The following is a 20,406-nucleotide window of genomic DNA, read 5'->3' on the forward strand; positions in this document are numbered from 1 at the left end:
TGTTATTCTTAGTTTGTTACGTGATCACGATGAGATTCCGATGAAATACCAGCAACTCGAAAATCTTGAAAGTGGATGGAAGTGGAAATACCTGGTGAAAAAGCATCGGGAGGGTGAACTGATCACCCGTCATCTTGAGCTTAGTGCGGCGCAAGCTGCGGTCGATACGTTGTTGTCGATGGAAAACAGCCCGGTTGAGGTTAACGAGTGGATCGCCCAGCACATTCATCCAGATTTGGAGAATCGTCTTAAGCAGACGATACGTGCACGTCGTAAACGTCACTTTAATGCTGAGCATCAGCACACGCGTAAGAAATCGATCGATCTGGAATATCTGGTGTGGCAGCGTCTGGCTGGATTGGCGCAGCGTCGCAGTAATACGCTGTCAGAAACCATAGTTCAGTTAATTGAAGATGCTGAACGCAAAGAGAAGTACGCCAGCCAGATGTCTACGCTGAAGCAAGATCTGCAGGCGATCCTCGGAAATGGTGGCTCGGAAAAAGAGTAGAATCCTTTTCCGTTCTCATTACATTCAGCCATAAAAAAACCCCGCCTTAGCGGGGTTTTTTACTGCGTGATAACTTAAGCCTGTGGCTGAGTTACAACGTCTTTGATACCTTTCACGTCGATTTCAACGCGACGGTCTGGCGCCAGGCAGTCGATCAGGGCATTGCGGCCTTTCACGCTGTCACAGGTGTTGCCAGTAACTGGGTTGGATTCGCCCATACCGCGTGCAGAGATCTTGTTAGAAGGGATACCTTTAGATACCAGGTAATCAACTACAGATTGCGCGCGCTTCTCAGACAGTTTCTGGTTGTACTGCTCTGAACCGATGCGATCGGTGAAGCCCAGTACTACAACAGAGCCGTCTTTCGGATCCATTGAGCTCAGCTGGCTGTACAGCTGATCAAGAGCCTGCTGACCTTCTGGCTTCAGAGTAGATTTGTTGAAGGTGAACAGAACGTCAGACTTCAGGGTGAAACGCTTGGTTTCAACAACTGGCGCTGGAGCTGGAGCCGGAGCTACAACTGGCGCTGCATCTTCATCCTGACCGAAACGGTAAGAAACGCCCACGCTCAGCATGCTGTTGTCTGGACGTGCACCAACGGTACCTGCGTCACCGATGTTATTAACCCACTGGTAGTCCAGGCGAGTTGCCCAGTTTTTGGTCAGTGCGTATTCAACACCAACAGCAGCCAGCGGAGAAACGCCGGTGTCGTGGTCGCTGATGCGGCCAGTAGTTGGGTTGGTCTGAGTAGAGTCAGCACGCCATACCATACCACCCAGACGGGTGTAGACATCGAAGTCTTCGGTAATTGGGTAGCTCAGTTTAGCAGCCAGCTGAACGCCTTGTGCTTTGAATGCGCCGTTGGTCACGGTACCTTTGTTAGGCATACGGCCCAACCAGTCGTAGCCCAGCTCGAAGCCCAGGTACGGGTTCGCCTGATAACCCAGGAATGCACCAGCACCCAGCTGAGATTCATGAGTTGGACCGTTGTTGTTCTCATAACCGTTACCGTAGTAACCAGTATCGTGATACTGAGACCAGCCCAGTTTAGCACCGGTGTACCAGGTGTTATCTTTAGGTGCGGCCTGCGCTACGGTAGCGAAGCCAGCCAGTGCCACTGCAATTGCGATAGCTGTCTTTTTCATTTTTGCGCCTCGTTATCATCCAAATAGGCAATGAGCAAAAAGGTTGCTCTTTGTGTTAATCCTTCGCCGGGTCTAAACGCTCGCTTTTGACTCTACCGAAAAAACGGAGGTTATTGAGCACCCTGGCGAGCTAAAGTCTACAACGAGATTGGAAACTTACAAGTATGATGTGACGCCGGGCAGCAAAAAAACAGCGATTTATACACACATTTTAACAAAACATATGGCTAAATCTTCGGTCTTAGAAAACAAAAAAGCGTCTAAGCCATTGTCATAGCTGGCGGGAAAAGAATCAGTAGCTTAGATGCAACTTTTGCAAAAAAAATGCTGAGAAAATTCCTGGATTTACTTAATGAAACAAATCTGAGGGAATTTTTGACGCATTAGGTTGTCTGGAATGAGCATATTGACGTCCCTGTGGACGCAAAATCAGACCGAGTGCTTCACCTTCCGCCGCTGCTTGTTCCAATTCTAAACGCTCTTCATCACTCAATTCGTACGGAATCCAGGCAAGCACGACGCTGTAGTTACCTGTACGTAATGCCTTCACCATACTTTCAACGGTGTTAAAACGCTCAGATTCGGTGATATGCATACTCTTTTCTAACGGCAATCCCGACTGCTGCATCCAGCTACGATTTAGCTTATGAGCCGGAGTGAGCCACAGCTGCCAGCGCGATTGCTCGCTCAACTGTTTTAGTACCGGAAGCAGCATAAGTTGCATCATTTCAGGTTGTTCGCTGGAGCGCAGTTCAGTGATTCCACCCAGCGAAGGTTGCGCTAAGCCAGGTGAAGCGAAACGATGTGAACGATCAGCAGGGCCAGAGAAATGAGTACGCATAATTTAATCACTCAGTAATGAACTGTATGGATGTACAGTAATGACTTCCTGGATAAAGATCAACCTCAATTTCTGAAAACGCCTCGCAATTTCTGCACAAGATCCCGCACTCCTGCTTTTATTCATTGAACAGCTAAATCGTTTTTTTTATCTTCTAACCAGATGAATCTGCGAGCTTTTATAGGAAATTTCCCGCGCATGGAATCCATTGAAGGGGGCGTTATGAAGAGATATAACCCGGTAGTTGAGCAATCGAAAGCGCAGTTGGCGGCATTAGGTAAAATTGAATCACGTACGCAATTTGGGGGGTATGCGCTGACTATTGAGAAGGTGATTTTTGCTTATATCAATGAAGATGCGCTTTATCTCCGAGCCAGCGAGGCGCTTCACGTCTATAACGCACAGCGTTCACTCGAACCGCTGATTTACCGCAAGCGTGGCGTGCCGGTGACCTTAAGCTACTTCAAAGTAGATACACAGTTATGGCAAAACCCCGAACAATTATTGCAGTTATCGGCTAGCTCATTGCGCGCCGCACAGGAGGAAGCGGCTACCAGACTTGTCTCGCTGCGATTGAAAGATCTGCCGAATTTAAGCCTGCGACTGGAGCTGATGCTGCATAAGGTGGGGATCAGTTCGGTGCGGTTGCTGTGTGAAACAGGATCGCGACAAAGCTGGCTGAAACTACGCGCGGTGAATAAGCACATTGGGTTAAAAACGCTGCTGGCGCTGGAAGGTGCAATATCAGGACATCATGAGGCGGCGTTACCCAGCGCCATCCGGCAAGAGCTCTATGCCTGGTATTTAAAAATGCTCCGCCAGCATGCGGCGGCGGAGCATCAGCAGCCTTAATCGTTGACGAGGGTGCGGCGTAGACGGGCAATTTCGGGCAGCAGCGCGACCAACAATCCCAATTGCTGAATCACTAATGGTGCGCGTGTATCCGGGCTGTTTTTCATCTCGCTCATGCGCTGCATTAGCGCCTGCTGCATCTCTGTGGCTTGCGTATCCGTAACCTGATCGATCTGCAGCACATCTTCTATGAAGCAGACCGCGTCATCCAGTAAGGTCAGCAAGGTACTATCTGCCAGCTGTTCGCGATGCGCTCCCAGCGCCGAGATATAGCTGAGGAAGGAGTGGTTCAGACACAGCAGTCGAAACGCATTCTCACGTAACGGTTGTTGTAGCTTAAGTTCACCACTGATGTTTGACACCACTGACGCTAGCTCAGCATCGGCGTTATGCGCATCGCGACGTGCCACGCGATAAGCCAGGCGATTGTCCTTGCCTTGATGGTATTGCTCCATAATCGCATCCAGATAGCGGCAGTTGGCATCCAATGTTCGATCGGCAACGGCGGTGATTTTGCGAAAACGCCAGTCGGGCCAGACAAAAGCCACCGCTAGCCATGCCAGGCCACAGCCAAGCAAGGTATCCACCACGCGCGGTAGCGCCACTTCAAAGCCTTCGCCGAGCAAATTGAAGCACAGCAGAACCAGCAAGGTGATAAACAACGTGGCTTGTGCATATTGAATCTGGCGGAATGCGAAGAACAGCACGCCGCTCAGCACAATCAGCACCAGTTGACCTTCAATCGAGGGCACCAGCCACAAGACCGGCAAACCGATGGCGATGCCGGCTAAGGTACCGCCGATACGCAAGGCGAGGCGGCGTCGGGTGGCGTTGTAATTGGGCTGGCAGACGAACAGGCTGGTCAGCAAGATCCAGTAACCGCGATCGACGCCGGTGATTTGAATAAAGGCGTAGCCAACACACAATACCAGCGACATACGCACTGCATGGCGGAACAGGGCAGATTGTGGGCTGAGATGGCGACTCAGGCGTAAGCGGATATCCGCCCAGCCGCTGAGCCCTTCCCGTGACAGATGGTGATCGCTCTGCGGGGACGGTTCGGCCAGCATCTGCTCTGACTCAATCGATGCCAGTTGCGCATCAATGGCACGCAGATTACGCAGCAGCCAGAACAGTGCGTGAATGTGTGGATCCTGCGGCTCGTTCTGCTGAAGGCGTTGCAGCGCGGTTTCCAGCCGTTCAAAGGTGCGTTCAAAATGGCTGTCGTGATGCCACGGCTGACGCAGCAAAATGGTCTCCGCCAGTTGCCGACACGCGCGCGCTTGCATGTTCATCAGGCGCTGGAAACGGAACAGCACTTCGTTGTAACGCCAGTTATCACGCAGCAAATGATATTGCAGATGCGAGGAGCTGGCGCGTTCATGGATATCCTGCGCGACAAAATAGTAGTGCAGGCTGCGACGCGTGCTGCGTGAACCGCGGTCGCCACGCAAACGACTTTGAATGGTGCTTTTAGTCAGATTGAGCTGGGCCACCAACTGGCTGTTGACCATCGCCGTGGCAACCAGCGTAGCGTCATCCTGATCGCCGCCATCGGGATCAAACAGGTTTGCTTTGGCTTCAAGATAGCGCGCCAGCTGGGAAAAACTGCCTGCCAGCTGTTCCTGCACCGGGCGCACCGGAAACATCAAATGACCAACAAAGGTCAGCAAGTTGTACCAAAGGGCACCGATCAACAGCAGCGCTGGCTGCATCCACCACTGCGGGAACAAGCCGATGCCCAGCATGGTATAAACCGCAATCAGCAGCGCACCAAAGGCGATGGTGGCATAACGCTGTCCCAGCGCACCGAGCAAAATAAAGCCCCAGCTGGAAAGCGCCAGACCCAGAGCAAACGCCCACGGATGGGGGAACAGCAGTTCCACCGACACCGAAGCAATACAGAAACACACCAGGGTGATCAAAAGATTGCGTACACGCCCAATCCAGCGATCGTCGAGATCCGCCAGCGCCGCGGCGACCACGCCCAGCGTCAGCGGAATGGTCCACTCGATTTGGTGCAGCCACCACGGTACCGCCGCGCATCCGGTTAAGGCAAAGAAGATGCGCAGCAAGTAGCGCAGGCTGCTGTTAAACAGATAACGTCGCCAGCCTGGCAAGGCGTCATGAATCATTGAACGGCCTCAGTAGCGGCGACGCGCATTGGCTTCACGCGCAGCCTGCGCTTCTTCAACGGAGACCACGCGACGGCCAACCGGCCACAGCGCAATCGCGGCAATTTTGAAGTTGGCGATGCCAACAGGAATGCCGATGATGGTCAGACACTGCACGATACCGGCCGAGATATGCGCCAAACACAACCACCAGCCAAACAGTATCAGCCAGAAAATGTTAAGGAAGGTGCCGCCGGTATTCATCACATGGCTTTTACTGTCGGGACGCAGCACATCGACATGCACCGCTTCGTTGCCAAAGGGCAGCAGAGACAGTTTGGTGATTTCCCAGCAGGAACGCGTCAACGGCAGCGTAAAAATCAGCACGATGCTCACCAGCGTGGCAAACAGCCAGCTGAGGGTAGTGAAAAAGCCGCCGAGAATGAAATTAAGAATGTTAAGTACGGTACGCATAAACGTGTTTTTCCTTTTGCAATCCGCAATATGTGGCGCCAAGTTTAGCTTGTTTTAAGGCTGGAGCGTCAAGAGTCTGACAGGTAAACTGCGCGATATCGAATTCCACATGACGGTGCGGACATGGAGCTGAAAGCAACATCAATGGGTAAACGTCTGGCACAGCATCCCTATAATCGGGTGCGCTTGCTGGCCGCCGGCGTGGAAGTCAGTGGCGATCGCCATGAATATCTGATCCCGTTTAACCAGTTGCTCAACATTGCCTGTAAACGCGGCATGGTATGGGGCGAACTGGAGTTTCTGCTGCCAGATGAGAAAGTGGTGCGCCTTCATGGCACCGAATGGCAGGAAACGCAGCGCTTTTTCCACTATTTGCAGCACGCCTGGCAGCAGTGGAGTCAGGAGATGAGCGAGGTGAGCGCGGAGGTGCTGGTCGCGCTGGAGCAGGAAATTCTCGCCTTCACCCAACAGGATCGCTGGTTGAAACGCAGTGAGCTGAGCGCGGTAAAAGAGAGCATTACACGCCAGTTTTCTGCCTTGCCGTTGCCTCTCGCGCGTATTGCCGAGTTTGACAACTGTCGTGAGCGCTGGGAATTCTGCCAGCAATGGCTGGAGCAGGGTGAAGCGGCGATCCGCCAACGCAATCGCCAATGGACCAGTAAGATCCTCAGCGACTATCACGAATTCTTTTCCACGGTTGAAACCACGCCGCTCAATCCATCGCAATGCGAAGCTGTAGTGAATGGCGAAGACGCGCTGCTGGTGCTGGCGGGGGCGGGCAGTGGCAAAACCTCGGTGCTGGTGGCGCGCGCGGGTTGGCTACTGAAACGCAAGCTGGCGCAAGCGGATCAAATTCTGTTGCTGGCGTTTGGTCGTCAGGCGGCAGAAGAGATGAATGACCGTATTCAAACGCGCCTTGGTGAGAGCGCGATTCAGGCGCGTACCTTCCATGCATTGGCGCTGCATATCATCCGCGAAGGCAGTAACAAACAACCGGTGATCAGCAAGCTGGAAAGCGACAGCAAGGCGCGGCGACAGTTACTGATTGCGACCTGGCGTGAGCAGTGCAACAGCAAGAAAGCGCAGGCCAGCGGCTGGCGTCAGTGGTTACAGGATGAGCTGGAGTGGGAGATTCCCGAAGGTCCCTTTTGGCAGGATGACAAACTGGCGCAGCGCATCGCATCGCGCATGGAGCGCTGGCTGGGCTTGATGCGCATGCACGGCGGCGCGCAGGCGGCAATGATTGCGGATGTGGCAGAAGCGCAGCGCGATAATTTCAGCAAGCGTGTCAAACTGATGGCGCCACTGTTAAAGGCATGGAAAAGCGCGCTGAAAGAGGAGGGCGCGGTCGATTTTTCCGGGCTGATTCATCAGGCGATTGCCATTCTGGAGAAAGGGCGTTTTATCAGCCCGTGGAAGCATATTCTGGTCGATGAGTTTCAGGACATCTCACCGCAGCGAGCCGCACTGCTAACGGCGCTGCGTCAGCAAAACAAGCGAACCAGCCTGTACGCGGTGGGCGATGACTGGCAGGCAATCTATCGCTTTAGCGGTGCCGAGATGAGTTTGACCACCGCGTTCCATCACTATTTCGGCGATGGCGATCGCTGCGTGCTGGATACCACCTATCGCTTTAACGATCGTATTGGTGAGATTGCCAATCGCTTTGTACAACAAAACCCGCATCAGCTGCGCAAGCCGCTGAACAGCTTGAGCAAAGGCAATAAAAAATCGGTGACTTTGCTGCCGCAGGATCAACTGGAAGCGCTGTTCGATAAACTGAGCGGTTATGCCAAACCCGAAGAGCGCGTACTGCTGCTGGCGCGTTACCACCATTTGCGGCCGGCAATCCTCGATAAAGCTAAAACGCGCTGGCCAAAGTTAAAGCTGGATTTCATGACGATCCATGCCAGCAAAGGACAACAGGCGGATTTTGTTATTGTATTGGGACTGCATCAGGGACGCGACGGTTTCCCGGCACAAGCGCGGGAATCCATCATGGAAGAGGGTTTGCTGCCGCAGCCGGAAGATTTCCCGGATGCGGAGGAGCGACGGCTGGCGTATGTGGCGATGACGCGTGCGCGCCAGCAGGTGTGGCTGATGTTCGATAAAGATCGGCCTTCGGTATTTGTCGAGCACCTGCGCGAATTAGGTGTGCCACAAAGCCGTAAGGCCTGATGATTAGGGTTTCAGGCGTTCGGCGAGATAACGCTGATAGTCTGGAATCTGAATCTCAATCTGCTGGGCAAACTTTGGTGACTGGATAATAAAATCTGCGGTGGTGCGGTTATTGGCCACCGGGATATTCCACACCGTGGCGAGGCGCAGCAGCGCTTTGACATCTGGATCGTGCGGCACCGCATTCAGCGGATCCCAGAAGAAAATCAGCACATCAATTTTACCTTCCGAAATCAACGCCCCCACTTGCTGATCGCCGCCCATCGGGCCGCTCAGCATGGCGTTAACATCCAATCCGGTATGACGATTAATCAGATTGCCGGTGGTGCCGGTAGCGTACAACACATGCTGTTGCAGCGTGCTTTGGTTGGTTTGCACCCACTCCAGCAGCGAGGCTTTACAGTGATCGTGTGCAACGAGGGCGATATGTTTCTGAACCTGAAGGGTACGAACGGTCTGCTCCATAGGGCTTCCTGTTTCTTCTCATGCATTATGTGTTAATGCAGGAGTTTACCCCTGGCGTTTCATCACTATCAACTTGTGCGTAAGGTTTTCATCCAGCTGATAAAACGCAGACGTGTGGCGGCATCAAAACGCTTGAACCAGCCATGCAAAGAGGGAAGATCGCTAACGTCTTGCCAGGCGTAATCCAGATTCAACTGCGCCTCGCTGGCGCTCAGCGAATGTAAGGCAAAACGCGGAACCGAAGCGGCGTGGGCATCACGATTATAATTCACCATCGCCTTTTCGAAATCGTTATCACCTGGCTTCGGCAAATGGTCGCGCAGGCTGGTGATTTCTATGCCGCGTTCATCAATCAGTTGAAAGTTGAGGGTTTTTTCGAAGGTGCTACGTTCACGACGATTGGTGAGCGCAGGCAAGCGAATTGCCACCGAATGGGCATTGGCGCTGAAAGTGACAATCATCGGCACGGATTGAAAGTGCGCGGCGTCAGCGCCCGGTCTTTCCACACGAAACAGAAACTGATGCTGCCCACGCTCCAGCTCAAGGCTGCCTGCGCCTTTCAGCAGCGAGCCAGAAATTTTACGCCCGTCCAGCACCAGCAGTTCGATTTCGGGATCGAGCTTGAGAGTGATGGCCTGGCATGAGGCTGATACGAGCAACAGCAGTAAACCCGTAGCAGATAAAGACAGCTTCATTTCAACTCCCGGCAGAAGGGGGTAAATCGATTATGTGTAGCAAAGTATTACATTATGGCAGTAAATTTACATTTTTACATATTTATTCGTGCTGCTGCGCAAAGTTCTGGTGCCCAACAGTTGCAGCCTGATGCGCAATGCCATCTACACTTAAGCGAATGAACCAGGAGAAAAAAGATGAATGATCAAACGATTCGCGATGTGCTGACTAAAACCAAACGTATCGCGTTAGTGGGCGCCAGCGACCGCCCCGATCGCCCGAGCTATGGCGTGATGAAATATTTACTTGATCAGGGATACGAGGTGATTCCGGTGAGTCCTAAATTGGCGGGACAGCAACTTCTCGGCCAAACCGCCTATGCCACGCTGGCGGATGTACCCGGAAAAGTGGATATGGTAGATGTGTTTCGCAATGCCGAAGCGGCGTGGGGCGTTGCGCAGGAAGCGATCGCCATTGGAGCGGATACGCTGTGGTTACAGCTGGGCGTGATTAATGAGCAGGCGGCGGTGCTGGCGCAAGACGCGGGTATGACCGTAATAATGGATCGCTGTCCAAAAATTGAAATTCCTCGGCTGGGGATTAGGCACTAAAACAGAAACGGCGACCGGAGTCGCCGTTTGATTAATGTCTCAGGCTGGGTGCCTGCAGCTGTTGCCGAATTGACGCGGCCAGCTCATCCATTGAAGGTTGTTCGGGATGTTCGAAGGAGGTTTCCCCCGCCAGCTGAACTTCAGCGACATAGGTATGCACCTGATCGCCTTCTTCATCTTCCATCACCACATGATACCAGGGCGCGGCGCGCAGCGTTTCGCTGGCAGCGACATCATCAACTTCTGGCTCATCAAGCGAAAACTCCGGATCGACATCCACGATAACGCCGAGCACCCCGGAGAGACGATGTCGGACCTGCTGTCCAATTCCAAATTTAGTCGTAATCATTGTGACCTCCCAAAAGACTGCCCTGTAACCAATATGGAGGCAGGGACAGCGTTTTCAAGTCACAGCACGCGGCAGGCAAAACCTTTCAGATAAAGCCCTTCAGGATAGCTGGCGATCACTGGATGGTCGGCTGCCTGACGGAACTGCTCTATAAATTGTACATCACGACCGGCATCAACGGCGGCATCAGCGATGATTTTCTGGAACAAATCGGTTGGCATCAGGCCAGAACAGGAGAAGGTCAGCAATACGCCACCGGGATTCAACAGCTGAATGGCCAGCATATTGATATCTTTATAGCCGCGACACGCGCCCATCAACTGGTTCTTGTTCTCTACGAATTTCGGCGGATCCATGACGATCAGGTCGAACTTTTCGCCGCTGTCGCGATAACGACGCAGCAGTTTGAACACATCGTCACGCACAAACTGGGCACGCGACACATCCAGACCATTGAGTTCAACGTTCTGTTTCGCCACGTCGAGTGCGTCTTGCGAAGTATCAACGCTAATCACTTCACGACAGCCGCCCATCAAGGCAGAAACCGCAAAACCACCGGTGTAAGAGAAGCAGTTCAGCACGCGTGCATTATCTGAGTAGCCACGCGTGGCAAAACGGCTGTCACGCTGATCAAGGTAATAGCCGGTTTTATGACCGCCCTGAATATCCACCAGCAGCTTCATACCGTGTTCAGTAATCGGCAGCAGCGGTGGCGGCAGTTCACCCGAAACCGGCCCTTGCGCCAGCTCCAGTCCCTCTTTTTTACGCACCGCCACGTCTGAGCGATCGTAAATAGCGCAATCCGGGAAACACTGCTGTAAGGCGGAGACGATGGCCGGACGCTGATACTCGGCACCCGCAGACAACAGCTGCATCACCAGGAAGTTGCCGAAGCGATCGATGGTTACGCCCGGCATGCCATCAGACTCACCGGCAATCAGGCGATAGCTGTCCAGCCCATCACGTTTCGCCAGCCAGTCACGCCACAGCTGGGCTTGCTCAAAGCGGCGCACGAAGAAGGTGATGTCGATTGACTCATCCTGTTGCCAACTCCAGACGCGTGCGCGAATTTGTGATTGCGGAGAATACGCGGCGCGAGCCAGCCATTTGCCATTGCAGTCACAGATATCAATGGTTTCACCAGACTGGGCTTTACCTTCCATACGTGCAACGGCACCAGAGAACACCCACGGATGGCGGCGGAGCAGGGATTTTTCACGTCCCTTTGTGAGAATCAATCGAACGGTCATAGTTTGCTATGCTTACCTGAAAAAATGAGGCGCCATTTTCCGGCGGATGGCGGCAAATTGCAACGCAAGGTGATGGGAGAACGCAATGGCTACCACATGCTGCAAAATTTGGGTGCACGGCATCGTGCAGGGCGTGGGGTTTCGCTACCACACCCAAGCGCAGGCCAGAGAGTTAAATCTTTACGGTTATGCGCACAATCTGGCGGACGGCGGCGTTGAAGTGCTGGCGTCCGGTGAGGCGCAGCAGGTCGATGAATTAATCAGTTGGCTCAAAGCGGGTGGGCCGCGGAGCGCGCGGGTGGATAAAGTGCTGGTGGAGCCGCATCAGCCCAGGGAAATGCCGACCCGATTCACCACCGGCTGATTACAAGCATTTCGCCGGTTTTGGCAATCCGGCAATTTTGGTCGCCTGCTTGGCCGGGCCTTCCGGGAAAAGACGGAACAGATAGCGGCTGTTGCCTTTCTCCTCGCCATACTTTTGCGCCATGGCTTTCACCAGCATGCGTACTGCCGGCGACGTATTAAATTCCTGGTAAAAGTCGCGCACAAAGTGCACTACTTCCCAATGCGCGTCACTCATCACGATCGCTTCTTGCTCCGCGATGGCAGCAGCCAGCGGCTCGCTCCAGTCCGCGCTATTTTTCAGATAGCCTTCCGCATCGGTGGCAATCTCTTTACCAGCAAAATTCACAGTCATTCCTCATGGAGTTAATCGACACATTGTAAATTCGCCCGGCCATAAAAAGCAAAAACCCCGCCGAAGCGGGGTTTGATAACTCTTGCGGCAACTTAATCGCGGTTAGCGAAGCCCAGCAGGCTCAACAGGCTAACAAAAATGTTATACAGCGAAACATACAGGCTTACGGTGGCGCGAATATAGTTGGTTTCACCACCGTGAATGATGTTGCTGGTTTCCCACAGGATGGCACCGGCAGAGAACAGGATGAACAGGGCGCTAATCGCCAGATGCAGCGCAGGCAGTTGCAGGAAGATATTAGCAACCACCGCCACCAGCAGCACGACAAAGCCGGCCATCATCATGCCACTCAGGAATGACATATCGCGGCGCGTGGTCAATACGTAGGCCGAGCAACCGAAGAACACCAGCGCGGTACCGCCCAGTGCCATAGCGATCACATCACCCATGCCTGCAGTGAGGAACGAGCTCAGGATTGGACCAAGGCAATAACCGAGGAAGCCGGTGAAAGCGAAGGCCGCCAGAATACCTGCCGGGCTGTTAGCCAGTTTATGCGTCAGGAACATCAAGCCATAAAAGCCGACCAGCATCAGAATCAGGCCCGGTGAAGGCAAGGTAAACACGGTGCTGAGTGTGGCGGTGACGGCCGAGAAGGCCAGCGTAAAGCCAAGTAACAGATAAGTATTGCGCAGCACCTTGTGGGTGCTGACTAACGATTGCTGCGACGAGCTAAAAATTCTTTCCATCATGCGCTCCTTAAAGAGAGAAACACCAAATATGGCACGAGGATACGCAGCGCCTGAAAGACAGAAAAGGCGTTTTACCCATCTTTACGCGATAAATTGCTGTTTCGCTGAGCAGAATGGCGAAATTGACGCCGAAAAAATAGAATTTGGCTGTTTTTCAGCCGAACGATTCATTGCAGGCTTTACATCGTTATGGGGGATGTTTATAGTGCGCCTCATTGCGGAGGGGTGGCCGAGTGGCTTAAGGCAACGGTCTTGAAAACCGTCGATGGGAAACCATCCGAGAGTTCGAATCTCTCCTCCTCCGCCATTCACTCTTGCAGAGTGACGCAACAAAAAAATCCCCGGAGGGATGGCCGAGTGGCTTAAGGCAACGGTCTTGAAAACCGTCGATGGGAAACCATCCCAGAGTTCGAATCTCTGTTCCTCCGCCATATTAAAGAAGCCCGCAGAAATGCGGGCTTTTTGCTTTTCTGCGTTCACAAATTCCGAAAAACATCGCGTTGCTTTTCCATCTGCTGCCGTTCCCCGACGCCACGCGCGTTAACTGCTATATTCCATGCACGGTTTTTTGCAAACATCTGGCGATTTTCCGATGCAAGCTGAGTTACACTGTGCGGTAATTCGCTCTTTGGCGGGCTAATCGTTTGAAAGCCAGAGTGTTTCACTGATGAATTATGGAATAGGCACAATGATCAAGAAACTGAGTCTTTGCGCGTTGTCAGTCATCGCTGCGCTCCCGATGGACATGTCCGCCTATGCTGCGGATGGAGATATGCAACTCCAGCAGGTGCTGATGTTAAGCCGTCACAATCTGCGTGCGCCGCTCGCCAATAACGGCAGCGTACTGGAACAATCCACCAGGAAGAGCTGGCCGCAGTGGGATGTCGCGGGCGGTGAGCTCACCACCAAAGGTGGCGTGCTGGAAGTCTACATGGGGAATTATACCCGTCAGTGGCTGGCACAGCAGGGCTTAGTCCAGAACGGGACTTGCCCGGACAGCAGCAACATCTTTGTCTACGCCAACAGCCTGCAGCGCACCGTGGCGACCGCGCAGTACTTTATCACTGGCGCCTTCCCTGGCTGTGATATCGCGGTCACGCATCAGGATGCGATGGGCACCATGGATCCGATCTTCAATCCGGTCGTCACCGACGGCAGCGATGAATTCAACAAGAAAGCCTTGGCTGCTATGACCGCCGCCAATGAAAAGCTGGCACTGAAGCCTGCCTTCCAGCAGCTGGAAAAAATCGTCGATTACAAATCTGCCCCGGCCTGTAACGGCAAAAAGCAGTGTGATTTGAGCAGCGGCGATAACACTTTCAGCGCGGATAACGGTAAAGAGCCGAACGTAAGCGGTTCGCTGAAAATCGGCAACTCGCTGGTGGATGCGTTTACGCTGCAATATTACGAAGGTTTCCCGGCCGATCAGGTTGCCTGGGGCCAGATCAAAACGCCTGAACAGTGGAAAGAGCTGGCGTCGATCAAAAACGGTTATCAGGATGCGCTGTTCGCCTCTCCTGAAGTGGCGCGCGAAGTGGCCGCACCGCTGGTGGATTACATCCGCAGCCAGTTAGTCGATCAGGATAAAGCCAACGCGCCAAAAGTGACGCTGATGGTTGGTCATGATTCCAACATCGCCTCCTTACTCAGCGCGCTGCAGGTTAAGCCTTATGAACTGCCGGGCAACGATGAGAAAACGCCGATTGGCGGCCAGGTAGTATTCGAACGCTGGCACGATGTGAAGAACAACAAAGATCTGCTGAAAATAGAGTACGTCTATCAAACGGCCGATCAGCTGCGCGATGCCGATGTGCTGAGCCTGAAAAATCCACCGAAGCGCGTCACGCTGCAACTGGCGGGCTGTGAAACGGATGCCAACGGCTACTGCAGTTGGGATCAATTCACCGGCGCATTGAACGGTGCTCTACAAGGTACGCCACTGCAGCCTGCTGCGGCACCGGCTGCGGCAGAACAGCCAGCACCTGCGGCCGCAGCACCAGCCGCAGATGACGCTAAGCAGAAAGCCGATCAGACTGCTGCGGATAAAGCAGCCGCAGACAAAGCAGCCGCAGACAAAGCAGCCGCAGACAAAGCAGCAGCGGATAAAGCCGCAGCACAGAAGGCTGCAGACGCGAAAGCGGCTGAAGAGAAATTGAAGGCGCAGAAAGCGGCCGCGCAGAAAGCGGCAGACGAAAAAGCCAAAGCGGAGAAAGCCACTGCCCAGAAAGCAGCGGATGACAAAGCCAAGGCTGATGCGGCAGCAGCACAGAAAGCGCAAGCCGATGCAACGCCGGCCAAATCAGAAGAACCGGCCAAAGCAGCGACCAGTAACTGAGTTTGCTGCTCAAAGAAAACCCCGCCGCGGCGGGGTTTTTTGTGCCTGTTAACCGGCGACGACCACTAATTTTTGGTTGGCGAACTCTTTAATCCCCAGATCCGATAACTCACGTCCGTATCCGGAACGCTTCACGCCACCAAACGGCAGCTCTGCGGAGGTATCGCTCTGCGAATTGATAAACACCATGCCGGTTTCAATCTGCGATGCCATCTTACGGCCGCGCGCAATGTCTTTGGTCCAGACTGAACCGCCCAGGCCGTAATTTGAATCATTCGCCAGTGCCACAGCGGCACGATCGTCCGCCACCACATACACCTGTGCTACCGGGCCAAAGAACTCCTGATAGTAAGCAGGATTGTCTGGCGTCAGACCGGTGAGCACCGTTGGCTGGTAATAGCAGCCGACGCCATCAATGGCGCGTCCACCAAACTCCACGCGCGCGCCATTTTGCACCGCTTCCTCAACCTGCTTCACTAAACGATCGCGCGCATCTTTTGAAGAGAGCGGGCCAAGCGTGGTTTTCTCATCAAGCGGATCGCCCGGCGTGGCCGATTGCAGAGCCGCGCTAAATTTGGCCATAAACGTATCGGCAATTTTCTCATGCAAAATAAAGCGCTTGGCGGCGGTACAGACCTGGCCGCAGTTACTGAGGCGAGCTTGCGCACCCTGACGTACCGCTTCATCGATATCGGCATCGTCCAGCACCACAAACACATCGTTACCGCCCAGCTCCAGCGTCGATTTCTTCAAGTGTTTACCGGCCTGTTCCGCCACGGCGCTACCGGCGCGTTCTGAACCCGTCAGCGCCACGCCTTGCACGCGCGGATCGGCAATCAAATCCGCGACTTGATCGGTGGAGATAAACAGGTTGGTCCATGCGCCTTTTGGCGCACCGGCTTCTTCTACCAGCTTTTCAAACACATCGGCGCAGTGCGGCACGATATTGGCGTGTTTCGCCAGCACCGGATTGCCGAGCGCCAGGTTTGGCGCCAGCACGCGCATCAGCTGATAGTAAGGGAAGTTCCACGGCTCAACCGCGACGATCACGCCAATCGGATGGTACTCAAGCCAGGCATCGCCCACATCGCTGGCGTAGGGTTGCGGCTGTAAAAATGTCGCGGCATGTTCAGCGTAGTAGCGGGCGATCTGCGAACAGATTTTTACTTCACCACGGCTCTGGCCAATCAGTTTGCCCATCTCTTTACTGGCGATGGTCGCCAGCTCTTCGGCCCGTTGGTCAATCAAATCGGCTAAACGGTGTAGCACCTGCAGACGCGGTTGAATATCGCCTTTACTCCACGCGGAATGATAAAGCGCATCTGCGGTTTCCAGCGCCTGTTGTGCATAGGCATCATCGTGCTCGTTCCACGCTTTTAGCAGTTGGTTATTGGCTGGATTGATACTTTGATAGGCTGACATACAAGGCTCCTTGGTGATGTAAAGGTAACAAAGGCGGGACAATGCCCGCCTGCAATTTAAACGTTTTTGCGCTCGACCGTTTTATCGTCCCAGGTCAGAACATCCTGGTCGGTCTTTTTGAAGGCGCGAATCAGCACTTCATCGCTGCCTTGCTGGCTCCAGATCTGCTCGGCTAAACGTTCGTCGTAGTTGGCTACCTCAAAAATGGCTTCAGCGATTTCGCGTGAAGTGTGGCGCAGTGATGCCCATTCGCCTACGTGATGCTCTTTCGACTGTTCTGTTGTCATGAAGGTCTCCTGTTGTGGATTTTATCCCTGTAGCTTTACCGCCAGTCCGGCGACGTGTTGGCCCTGAAAACGGGCAATATCCAGTTCTTCCGCCGAAGGTTGACGTGATCCATCTCCGCCCGCCAGCGTGGTGGCGCCATAGGGCGTTCCGCCGCGTACGTGGGAGATGTCGAAGAGTTCTTTAGTGCCATAACCGATGGGAACAATCACCATGCCGTGGTGGGCGAGGGTGGTCCAGACGGAAGTGATGGTTTGCTCCTGGCCGCCGCCGGTACCGGTGGAAGCAAAGACGCTGGCGATTTTGCCGTATAGCGCGCCCGAAGCCCACAGGCCGCCAGTGCGATCCCAGAAGTTACGCATCTGGCCCGCCATGTTGCCGAAGCGCGTGGGCGTGCCAACGATGATGGCATCATACTGCGGCAAATCTTCCGGTTTCGCTTCAGGCGCGGCCTGATCCACTTTGCCGCCAACCTGGGCGAAACGCTCGGCATCCATGCTTTCCGGCACGCGCAATATTGTAACTTCCGCGCCGCTCACGCTCTTTGCACCGTCGGCCACGGCTTGCGCCATGGTTTCAATATGTCCGTACATCGAATAATAGAGCACCAAAATCTTTGCCATGGTTTTCATCCTGCTAGGGTGGTGAGTAACCAAAAGTATAGAAGAGCCTGCGCAGGCTGCTGTACAGAGGTTAAGCAGGTGCCAATAAGTGTCGGCTAACTGCTTGTAACGCGGCGGTAAATTTGCTTTTTCGCAGTGAAATGAGTGAATTATCTGTTTCAAATTGTGACTATCAGGCCGATCTCAGCGCTGCGTTGTCTATTATTTAATCAGGTGTGCGGAGTATCCGCCGCCAGGCTTTTCACGGCAGCATCGTGATAAGCCCCTAATCTGGATGCTCAATCAGTGGAGGAAATGATGGCCGAACATCGTGGAGGATCAGGCAATTTCGCAGAGGACCGTGAAAGGGCCGCAGAAGCGGGTCGCAAAGGCGGCAAAAACAGCGGGGGTAATTTTAGAAACGACCCACAGCGCGCGTCTGTAGCCGGTGAAAAAGGGGGACGCAGCCGCGGCAAGAAATAGCGCGACTGACCGTTAATCCCCGGCCGCCGGGTTCGCCCGGCGGTGACAGGCATTGCAATTTGCCCGCTCTCTGAGCAAACTGACCGCCAACTGATTATTCTGGTGCGTTATGTCCGCTTCTTCTTCTCGTCTCAGCCTGCGTATTTCGCGTCAGGAGTTGGTGCTCATATTTATTACCATGGTTTGGGGGGGCACTTTTTTGGTGGTACACCGGGCGATGGCCCATTCCGGTCCGTTCTTCTTTGTGGGATTACGTTTTGCTACGGCATCGCTGCTGCTGGCCTTTTTCTTCCGTCGTTATCTCAAGCAAGTGACCTGGCTGGAAATCAAAGCCGGCGCGCTGATTGGCCTGTCGATTGCCGGCGGCTACGGTCTGCAAACCTGGGGCATGCAAACCATTTCCAGCAGTCAGTCGGCGTTTATCACCGCGCTCTACGTGCCGGTGGTGCCGCTGCTGCAATGGTTATTCCTGCGCCGTCCGCCGGGATTGATGGCGTGGCTGGGCATTTTGCTGGCGTTTACCGGTTTAGTGCTGGTGGCGGGTCCGCAGGATGGCAGTTTGACGCTGAATGCCGGTGAAATCGCCACCTTACTGAGCACGCTGGCAATCGCGGCGGAGATCATCCTGATCAGCCGTTATGCCGGACAGGTCGATGTGCGCCGCGTCACGCTGATTCAGCTGATGGTGGCATCGGCCTGCGCCTTTGTTCTGATGATCCCGAATGGCGAATCGGCTCCTGCCATGTCAACGCCGTTGCTGCTGAGCGCGTTGGGTCTGGGCGCGGCCAGCGCCTTAATTCAGGTGACGATGAACTGGGCGCAACGCAGCGTTTCACCAACGCGTGCCACGGTGATTTACGCCGGTGAACCGGTGTGGGCGGGCGTGGTAGGGCGTTTGGCGGGCGAGCGTCTACCTGCTGCTGCGCTGCTGGGCGCGGCACTGATTGTTTGTGGGGTGATCGTCAGCGAGCTGCGTATTCGCCGCAAGAAAGCGGTGCCCGATCAGGCACCGCTCGAGCCTTAAGGATGTTGCCGTGCCGCCTCGTTCGCCAGCGCGGCGCCGCGACGTTGTAAAATCGCGTTCAGGATGATGGCACCAAAGGTGGCGGTGCCGATGCCGCCAAGGGTGAAGCTGCCAATCTTCAGCGCAAAATCACCGGCGCCCAGCACCAGCGTGGTCGCCACCATGATCAAATTGCCATTCTGATTAAAATCCACATGGTTCTGCACCCAAATGCGTGCGCCTGCCACCGCAATCAAACCAAATACTACAATCGATGCGCCACCAATCACCGGACCGGGAATGGTGTGGATTAGCGCGCCAAATTTCGGTGAGAAGCCAAGCACCAAAGCGATCGCCGCGGCGGCCACAAAGGCCAGCGTTGAATAGACTTTGGTCACCGCCATCACACCGATATTTTCCGCGTAGGTGGTGACACCGCTGCCGCCGATTGAGCCCGACAGCATGGTTGCCAGACCGTCACCGACAAAGGCGCGGCCCATCCAGGGATCGAGATTGCGCCCGGTCATGCCCGCCACGGCTTTAATGTGCCCGAGGTTTTCCGCCACCAGAATGATCGCCACAGGCGCGATCATCACGATGGCCTGCATATCAAAGATCGGTGCGGTGGTGTGCGGCAGGCCAAACCACGGTGCGTTGGCAAGGCCGCTGAAATCCACCGGTTTGCCGAAGCCCATCACGTTGGTTAGCAGTGCATAGATGGCCCACGCGACAATCAGGCCGACCAGAATCAGCAGGCGCTGGATCATCCCGCGCGTGAATACCGCCACCAGACCAATGCACAGCACCGTCATCACTGCCATCCAGCTGTCAAACATCGAGCCGGATACACCGTGCACCGCAATTGGCGCCAGGTTCAGACCAATCGCCATCACCACCGCGCCCGTGACCACCGGCGGCATCAGACGCTCGATCCAGCCGGTGCCGACCTTCATCACGATCAGGCCAATCAGCGTATAGAGCGCGCCGCAGGCAATCACGCCGCCCAGCGCCAGCGCCAGGTTGGGGTTGAGTCCCTGACCGTTAAAGCCGGTTACCGCGATGATTACGCCGACAAACGCCGCGCTGGATCCGAGATAACTGGGTACGCGCCCGCCGGTGACCAGGAAGAACAGCAGCGTACCGATGCCCGAAACCAGAATCGCCAGATTGGGGTCCAGTCCCATCAGCAACGGCATCAGCACCGTTGCGCCAAACATTGCCACAGCATGCTGCAGGCCTAGCACGACCGTCTGCGCAAACGGCAGCGTTTCGTCCGGCGCAATCAGCCCATCATCGGTCATGGCTGACTTTTTCTGCCAGCGGGGGAACCAGGAACTCGCCATCGTCATCTCCAGGGTGTCAGTGAAA

General features: G+C 54.5%; 22 protein-coding genes and 2 tRNA genes. 10 read left to right on the top strand and 14 right to left on the bottom strand.

Going from position 1 to position 20,406, the window contains the following annotated elements:
* Positions 1-40 precede the first annotated feature (40 nt).
* Positions 41-508 carry a macrodomain Ter protein MatP gene (gene matP, locus DEU53_RS01910; RefSeq protein ID WP_008101445.1) on the top strand — a complete coding sequence of 156 codons (468 nt, stop codon included), beginning with the start codon at positions 41-43 and terminating at the stop codon, positions 506-508.
* 74 nt (positions 509-582) lie between these two features.
* Here the strand turns inward: matP and ompA are convergent, their stop codons facing one another.
* Both ompA and sulA read right to left on the bottom strand, forming a co-directional pair.
* Positions 583-1,653 (bottom strand): porin OmpA, encoded by a 1,071-nt coding sequence (ompA, locus tag DEU53_RS01915; RefSeq protein ID WP_101760922.1) that lies wholly within the window; start codon positions 1,651-1,653, stop codon positions 583-585.
* Between the two features lie 349 nt (positions 1,654-2,002).
* Positions 2,003-2,494, bottom strand: a complete 492-nt coding sequence (gene sulA / locus DEU53_RS01920) for an SOS-induced cell division inhibitor SulA (RefSeq protein WP_101760921.1) — start codon at positions 2,492-2,494, stop codon at positions 2,003-2,005.
* 222 nt (positions 2,495-2,716) lie between these two features.
* Between sulA and DEU53_RS01925 the strand changes: the two genes are divergently transcribed.
* Positions 2,717-3,346 carry a TfoX/Sxy family DNA transformation protein gene (locus tag DEU53_RS01925; RefSeq protein ID WP_101760920.1) on the top strand — a complete coding sequence of 210 codons (630 nt, stop codon included), beginning with the start codon at positions 2,717-2,719 and terminating at the stop codon, positions 3,344-3,346.
* Here the strand turns inward: DEU53_RS01925 and yccS are convergent.
* A complete protein-coding gene (gene yccS / locus DEU53_RS01930) occupies positions 3,343-5,481 on the bottom strand; it encodes a YccS family putative transporter (RefSeq protein ID WP_110865869.1) in 2,139 nt (712 codons plus the stop codon). The genes DEU53_RS01925 and yccS overlap by 4 nt on opposite strands.
* Positions 5,482-5,490: 9 nt before the next feature.
* Positions 5,491-5,934 (bottom strand): YccF domain-containing protein, encoded by a 444-nt coding sequence (locus DEU53_RS01935; protein WP_008101434.1) that lies wholly within the window; start codon positions 5,932-5,934, stop codon positions 5,491-5,493.
* Between the two features lie 123 nt (positions 5,935-6,057).
* Between DEU53_RS01935 and helD the strand changes: the two genes are divergently transcribed.
* A complete protein-coding gene (gene helD, locus DEU53_RS01940; RefSeq protein ID WP_110865870.1) occupies positions 6,058-8,112 on the top strand; it encodes a DNA helicase IV in 2,055 nt (684 codons plus the stop codon).
* Positions 8,113-8,115: 3 nt separating this feature from the next.
* Here the strand turns inward: helD and DEU53_RS01945 are convergent, their stop codons facing one another.
* Both DEU53_RS01945 and DEU53_RS01950 read right to left on the bottom strand, forming a co-directional pair.
* Positions 8,116-8,577: a methylglyoxal synthase gene (locus DEU53_RS01945; RefSeq protein ID WP_101760917.1), complete on the bottom strand. Its 462-nt coding sequence runs from the start codon at positions 8,575-8,577 to the stop codon at positions 8,116-8,118.
* 68 nt (positions 8,578-8,645) lie between these two features.
* A complete protein-coding gene (locus tag DEU53_RS01950; RefSeq protein ID WP_110865871.1) occupies positions 8,646-9,272 on the bottom strand; it encodes a DUF2057 family protein in 627 nt (208 codons plus the stop codon).
* A 177-nt stretch (positions 9,273-9,449) separates the two neighbouring features.
* On the opposite strand from DEU53_RS01950, the gene DEU53_RS01955 reads away from it, so the two are divergent.
* Positions 9,450-9,863: a CoA-binding protein gene (locus tag DEU53_RS01955; RefSeq protein WP_101760915.1), complete on the top strand. Its 414-nt coding sequence runs from the start codon at positions 9,450-9,452 to the stop codon at positions 9,861-9,863.
* Between the two features lie 31 nt (positions 9,864-9,894).
* Here DEU53_RS01955 and hspQ read toward each other — a convergent pair whose 3' ends face one another.
* Entirely contained in the window at positions 9,895-10,212 is a 318-nt protein-coding gene (hspQ, locus tag DEU53_RS01960; protein WP_008101422.1) for a heat shock protein HspQ, read from the bottom strand.
* Between the two features lie 59 nt (positions 10,213-10,271).
* Entirely contained in the window at positions 10,272-11,462 is a 1,191-nt protein-coding gene (gene rlmI / locus DEU53_RS01965) for a 23S rRNA (cytosine(1962)-C(5))-methyltransferase RlmI (RefSeq protein WP_110865872.1), read from the bottom strand.
* A gap of 85 nt (positions 11,463-11,547) precedes the next feature.
* Between rlmI and yccX the strand changes: the two genes are divergently transcribed.
* Positions 11,548-11,826 (top strand): acylphosphatase, encoded by a 279-nt coding sequence (gene yccX, locus DEU53_RS01970; protein ID WP_110865873.1) that lies wholly within the window; start codon positions 11,548-11,550, stop codon positions 11,824-11,826.
* Here yccX and tusE read toward each other — a convergent pair whose 3' ends face one another.
* Positions 11,827-12,153, bottom strand: coding sequence for a sulfurtransferase TusE (gene tusE, locus DEU53_RS01975; protein ID WP_110866432.1), 327 nt, complete (start codon positions 12,151-12,153; stop codon positions 11,827-11,829).
* A 98-nt stretch (positions 12,154-12,251) separates the two neighbouring features.
* Positions 12,252-12,905, bottom strand: coding sequence for an FtsH protease modulator YccA (gene yccA, locus DEU53_RS01980; protein WP_110865874.1), 654 nt, complete (start codon positions 12,903-12,905; stop codon positions 12,252-12,254).
* A 222-nt stretch (positions 12,906-13,127) separates the two neighbouring features.
* On the opposite strand from yccA, the gene DEU53_RS01990 reads away from it, so the two are divergent.
* From DEU53_RS01990 to agp, 3 genes are all read left to right on the top strand, one after another.
* A tRNA-Ser gene (locus DEU53_RS01990) sits at positions 13,128-13,215 on the top strand.
* A gap of 36 nt (positions 13,216-13,251) precedes the next feature.
* Positions 13,252-13,339 (top strand) — tRNA-Ser (locus DEU53_RS01995).
* Positions 13,340-13,596: 257 nt separating this feature from the next.
* Positions 13,597-15,243 (top strand): bifunctional glucose-1-phosphatase/inositol phosphatase, encoded by a 1,647-nt coding sequence (gene agp, locus DEU53_RS02000; protein ID WP_199559668.1) that lies wholly within the window; start codon positions 13,597-13,599, stop codon positions 15,241-15,243.
* 48 nt (positions 15,244-15,291) lie between these two features.
* Here the strand turns inward: agp and DEU53_RS02005 are convergent, their stop codons facing one another.
* Genes DEU53_RS02005 through wrbA form a run of 3 tightly spaced genes read right to left on the bottom strand, consistent with a single transcriptional unit; the run spans position 15,292 to position 17,573 of the window.
* Positions 15,292-16,665 (bottom strand): NAD-dependent succinate-semialdehyde dehydrogenase, encoded by a 1,374-nt coding sequence (locus DEU53_RS02005; protein ID WP_101760910.1) that lies wholly within the window; start codon positions 16,663-16,665, stop codon positions 15,292-15,294.
* Between the two features lie 56 nt (positions 16,666-16,721).
* A complete protein-coding gene (locus DEU53_RS02010; RefSeq protein WP_007887329.1) occupies positions 16,722-16,952 on the bottom strand; it encodes a YccJ family protein in 231 nt (76 codons plus the stop codon).
* A gap of 21 nt (positions 16,953-16,973) precedes the next feature.
* On the bottom strand, positions 16,974-17,573 hold the full coding sequence (gene wrbA / locus DEU53_RS02015; protein ID WP_101760909.1) for an NAD(P)H:quinone oxidoreductase: 600 nt from the start codon (positions 17,571-17,573) through the stop codon (positions 16,974-16,976).
* A 297-nt stretch (positions 17,574-17,870) separates the two neighbouring features.
* On the opposite strand from wrbA, the gene DEU53_RS02020 reads away from it, so the two are divergent.
* Positions 17,871-18,035, top strand: a complete 165-nt coding sequence (locus DEU53_RS02020; protein WP_061717065.1) for a general stress protein — start codon at positions 17,871-17,873, stop codon at positions 18,033-18,035.
* Between the two features lie 109 nt (positions 18,036-18,144).
* Positions 18,145-19,059, top strand: coding sequence for a DMT family transporter (locus DEU53_RS02025; RefSeq protein ID WP_110865876.1), 915 nt, complete (start codon positions 18,145-18,147; stop codon positions 19,057-19,059).
* Here DEU53_RS02025 and rutG read toward each other — a convergent pair.
* Positions 19,056-20,381 carry a pyrimidine utilization transport protein G gene (gene rutG, locus DEU53_RS02030; RefSeq protein WP_110865877.1) on the bottom strand — a complete coding sequence of 442 codons (1,326 nt, stop codon included), beginning with the start codon at positions 20,379-20,381 and terminating at the stop codon, positions 19,056-19,058. The two genes, DEU53_RS02025 and rutG, sit on opposite strands and share 4 nt — an antisense overlap.
* Positions 20,382-20,406: the final 25 nt, after the last annotated feature.

The sequence above is a fragment of the Pantoea sp. AG1095 genome, from assembly GCF_003208415.1.
Lineage (GTDB): Bacteria > Pseudomonadota > Gammaproteobacteria > Enterobacterales > Enterobacteriaceae > Pantoea > Pantoea leporis.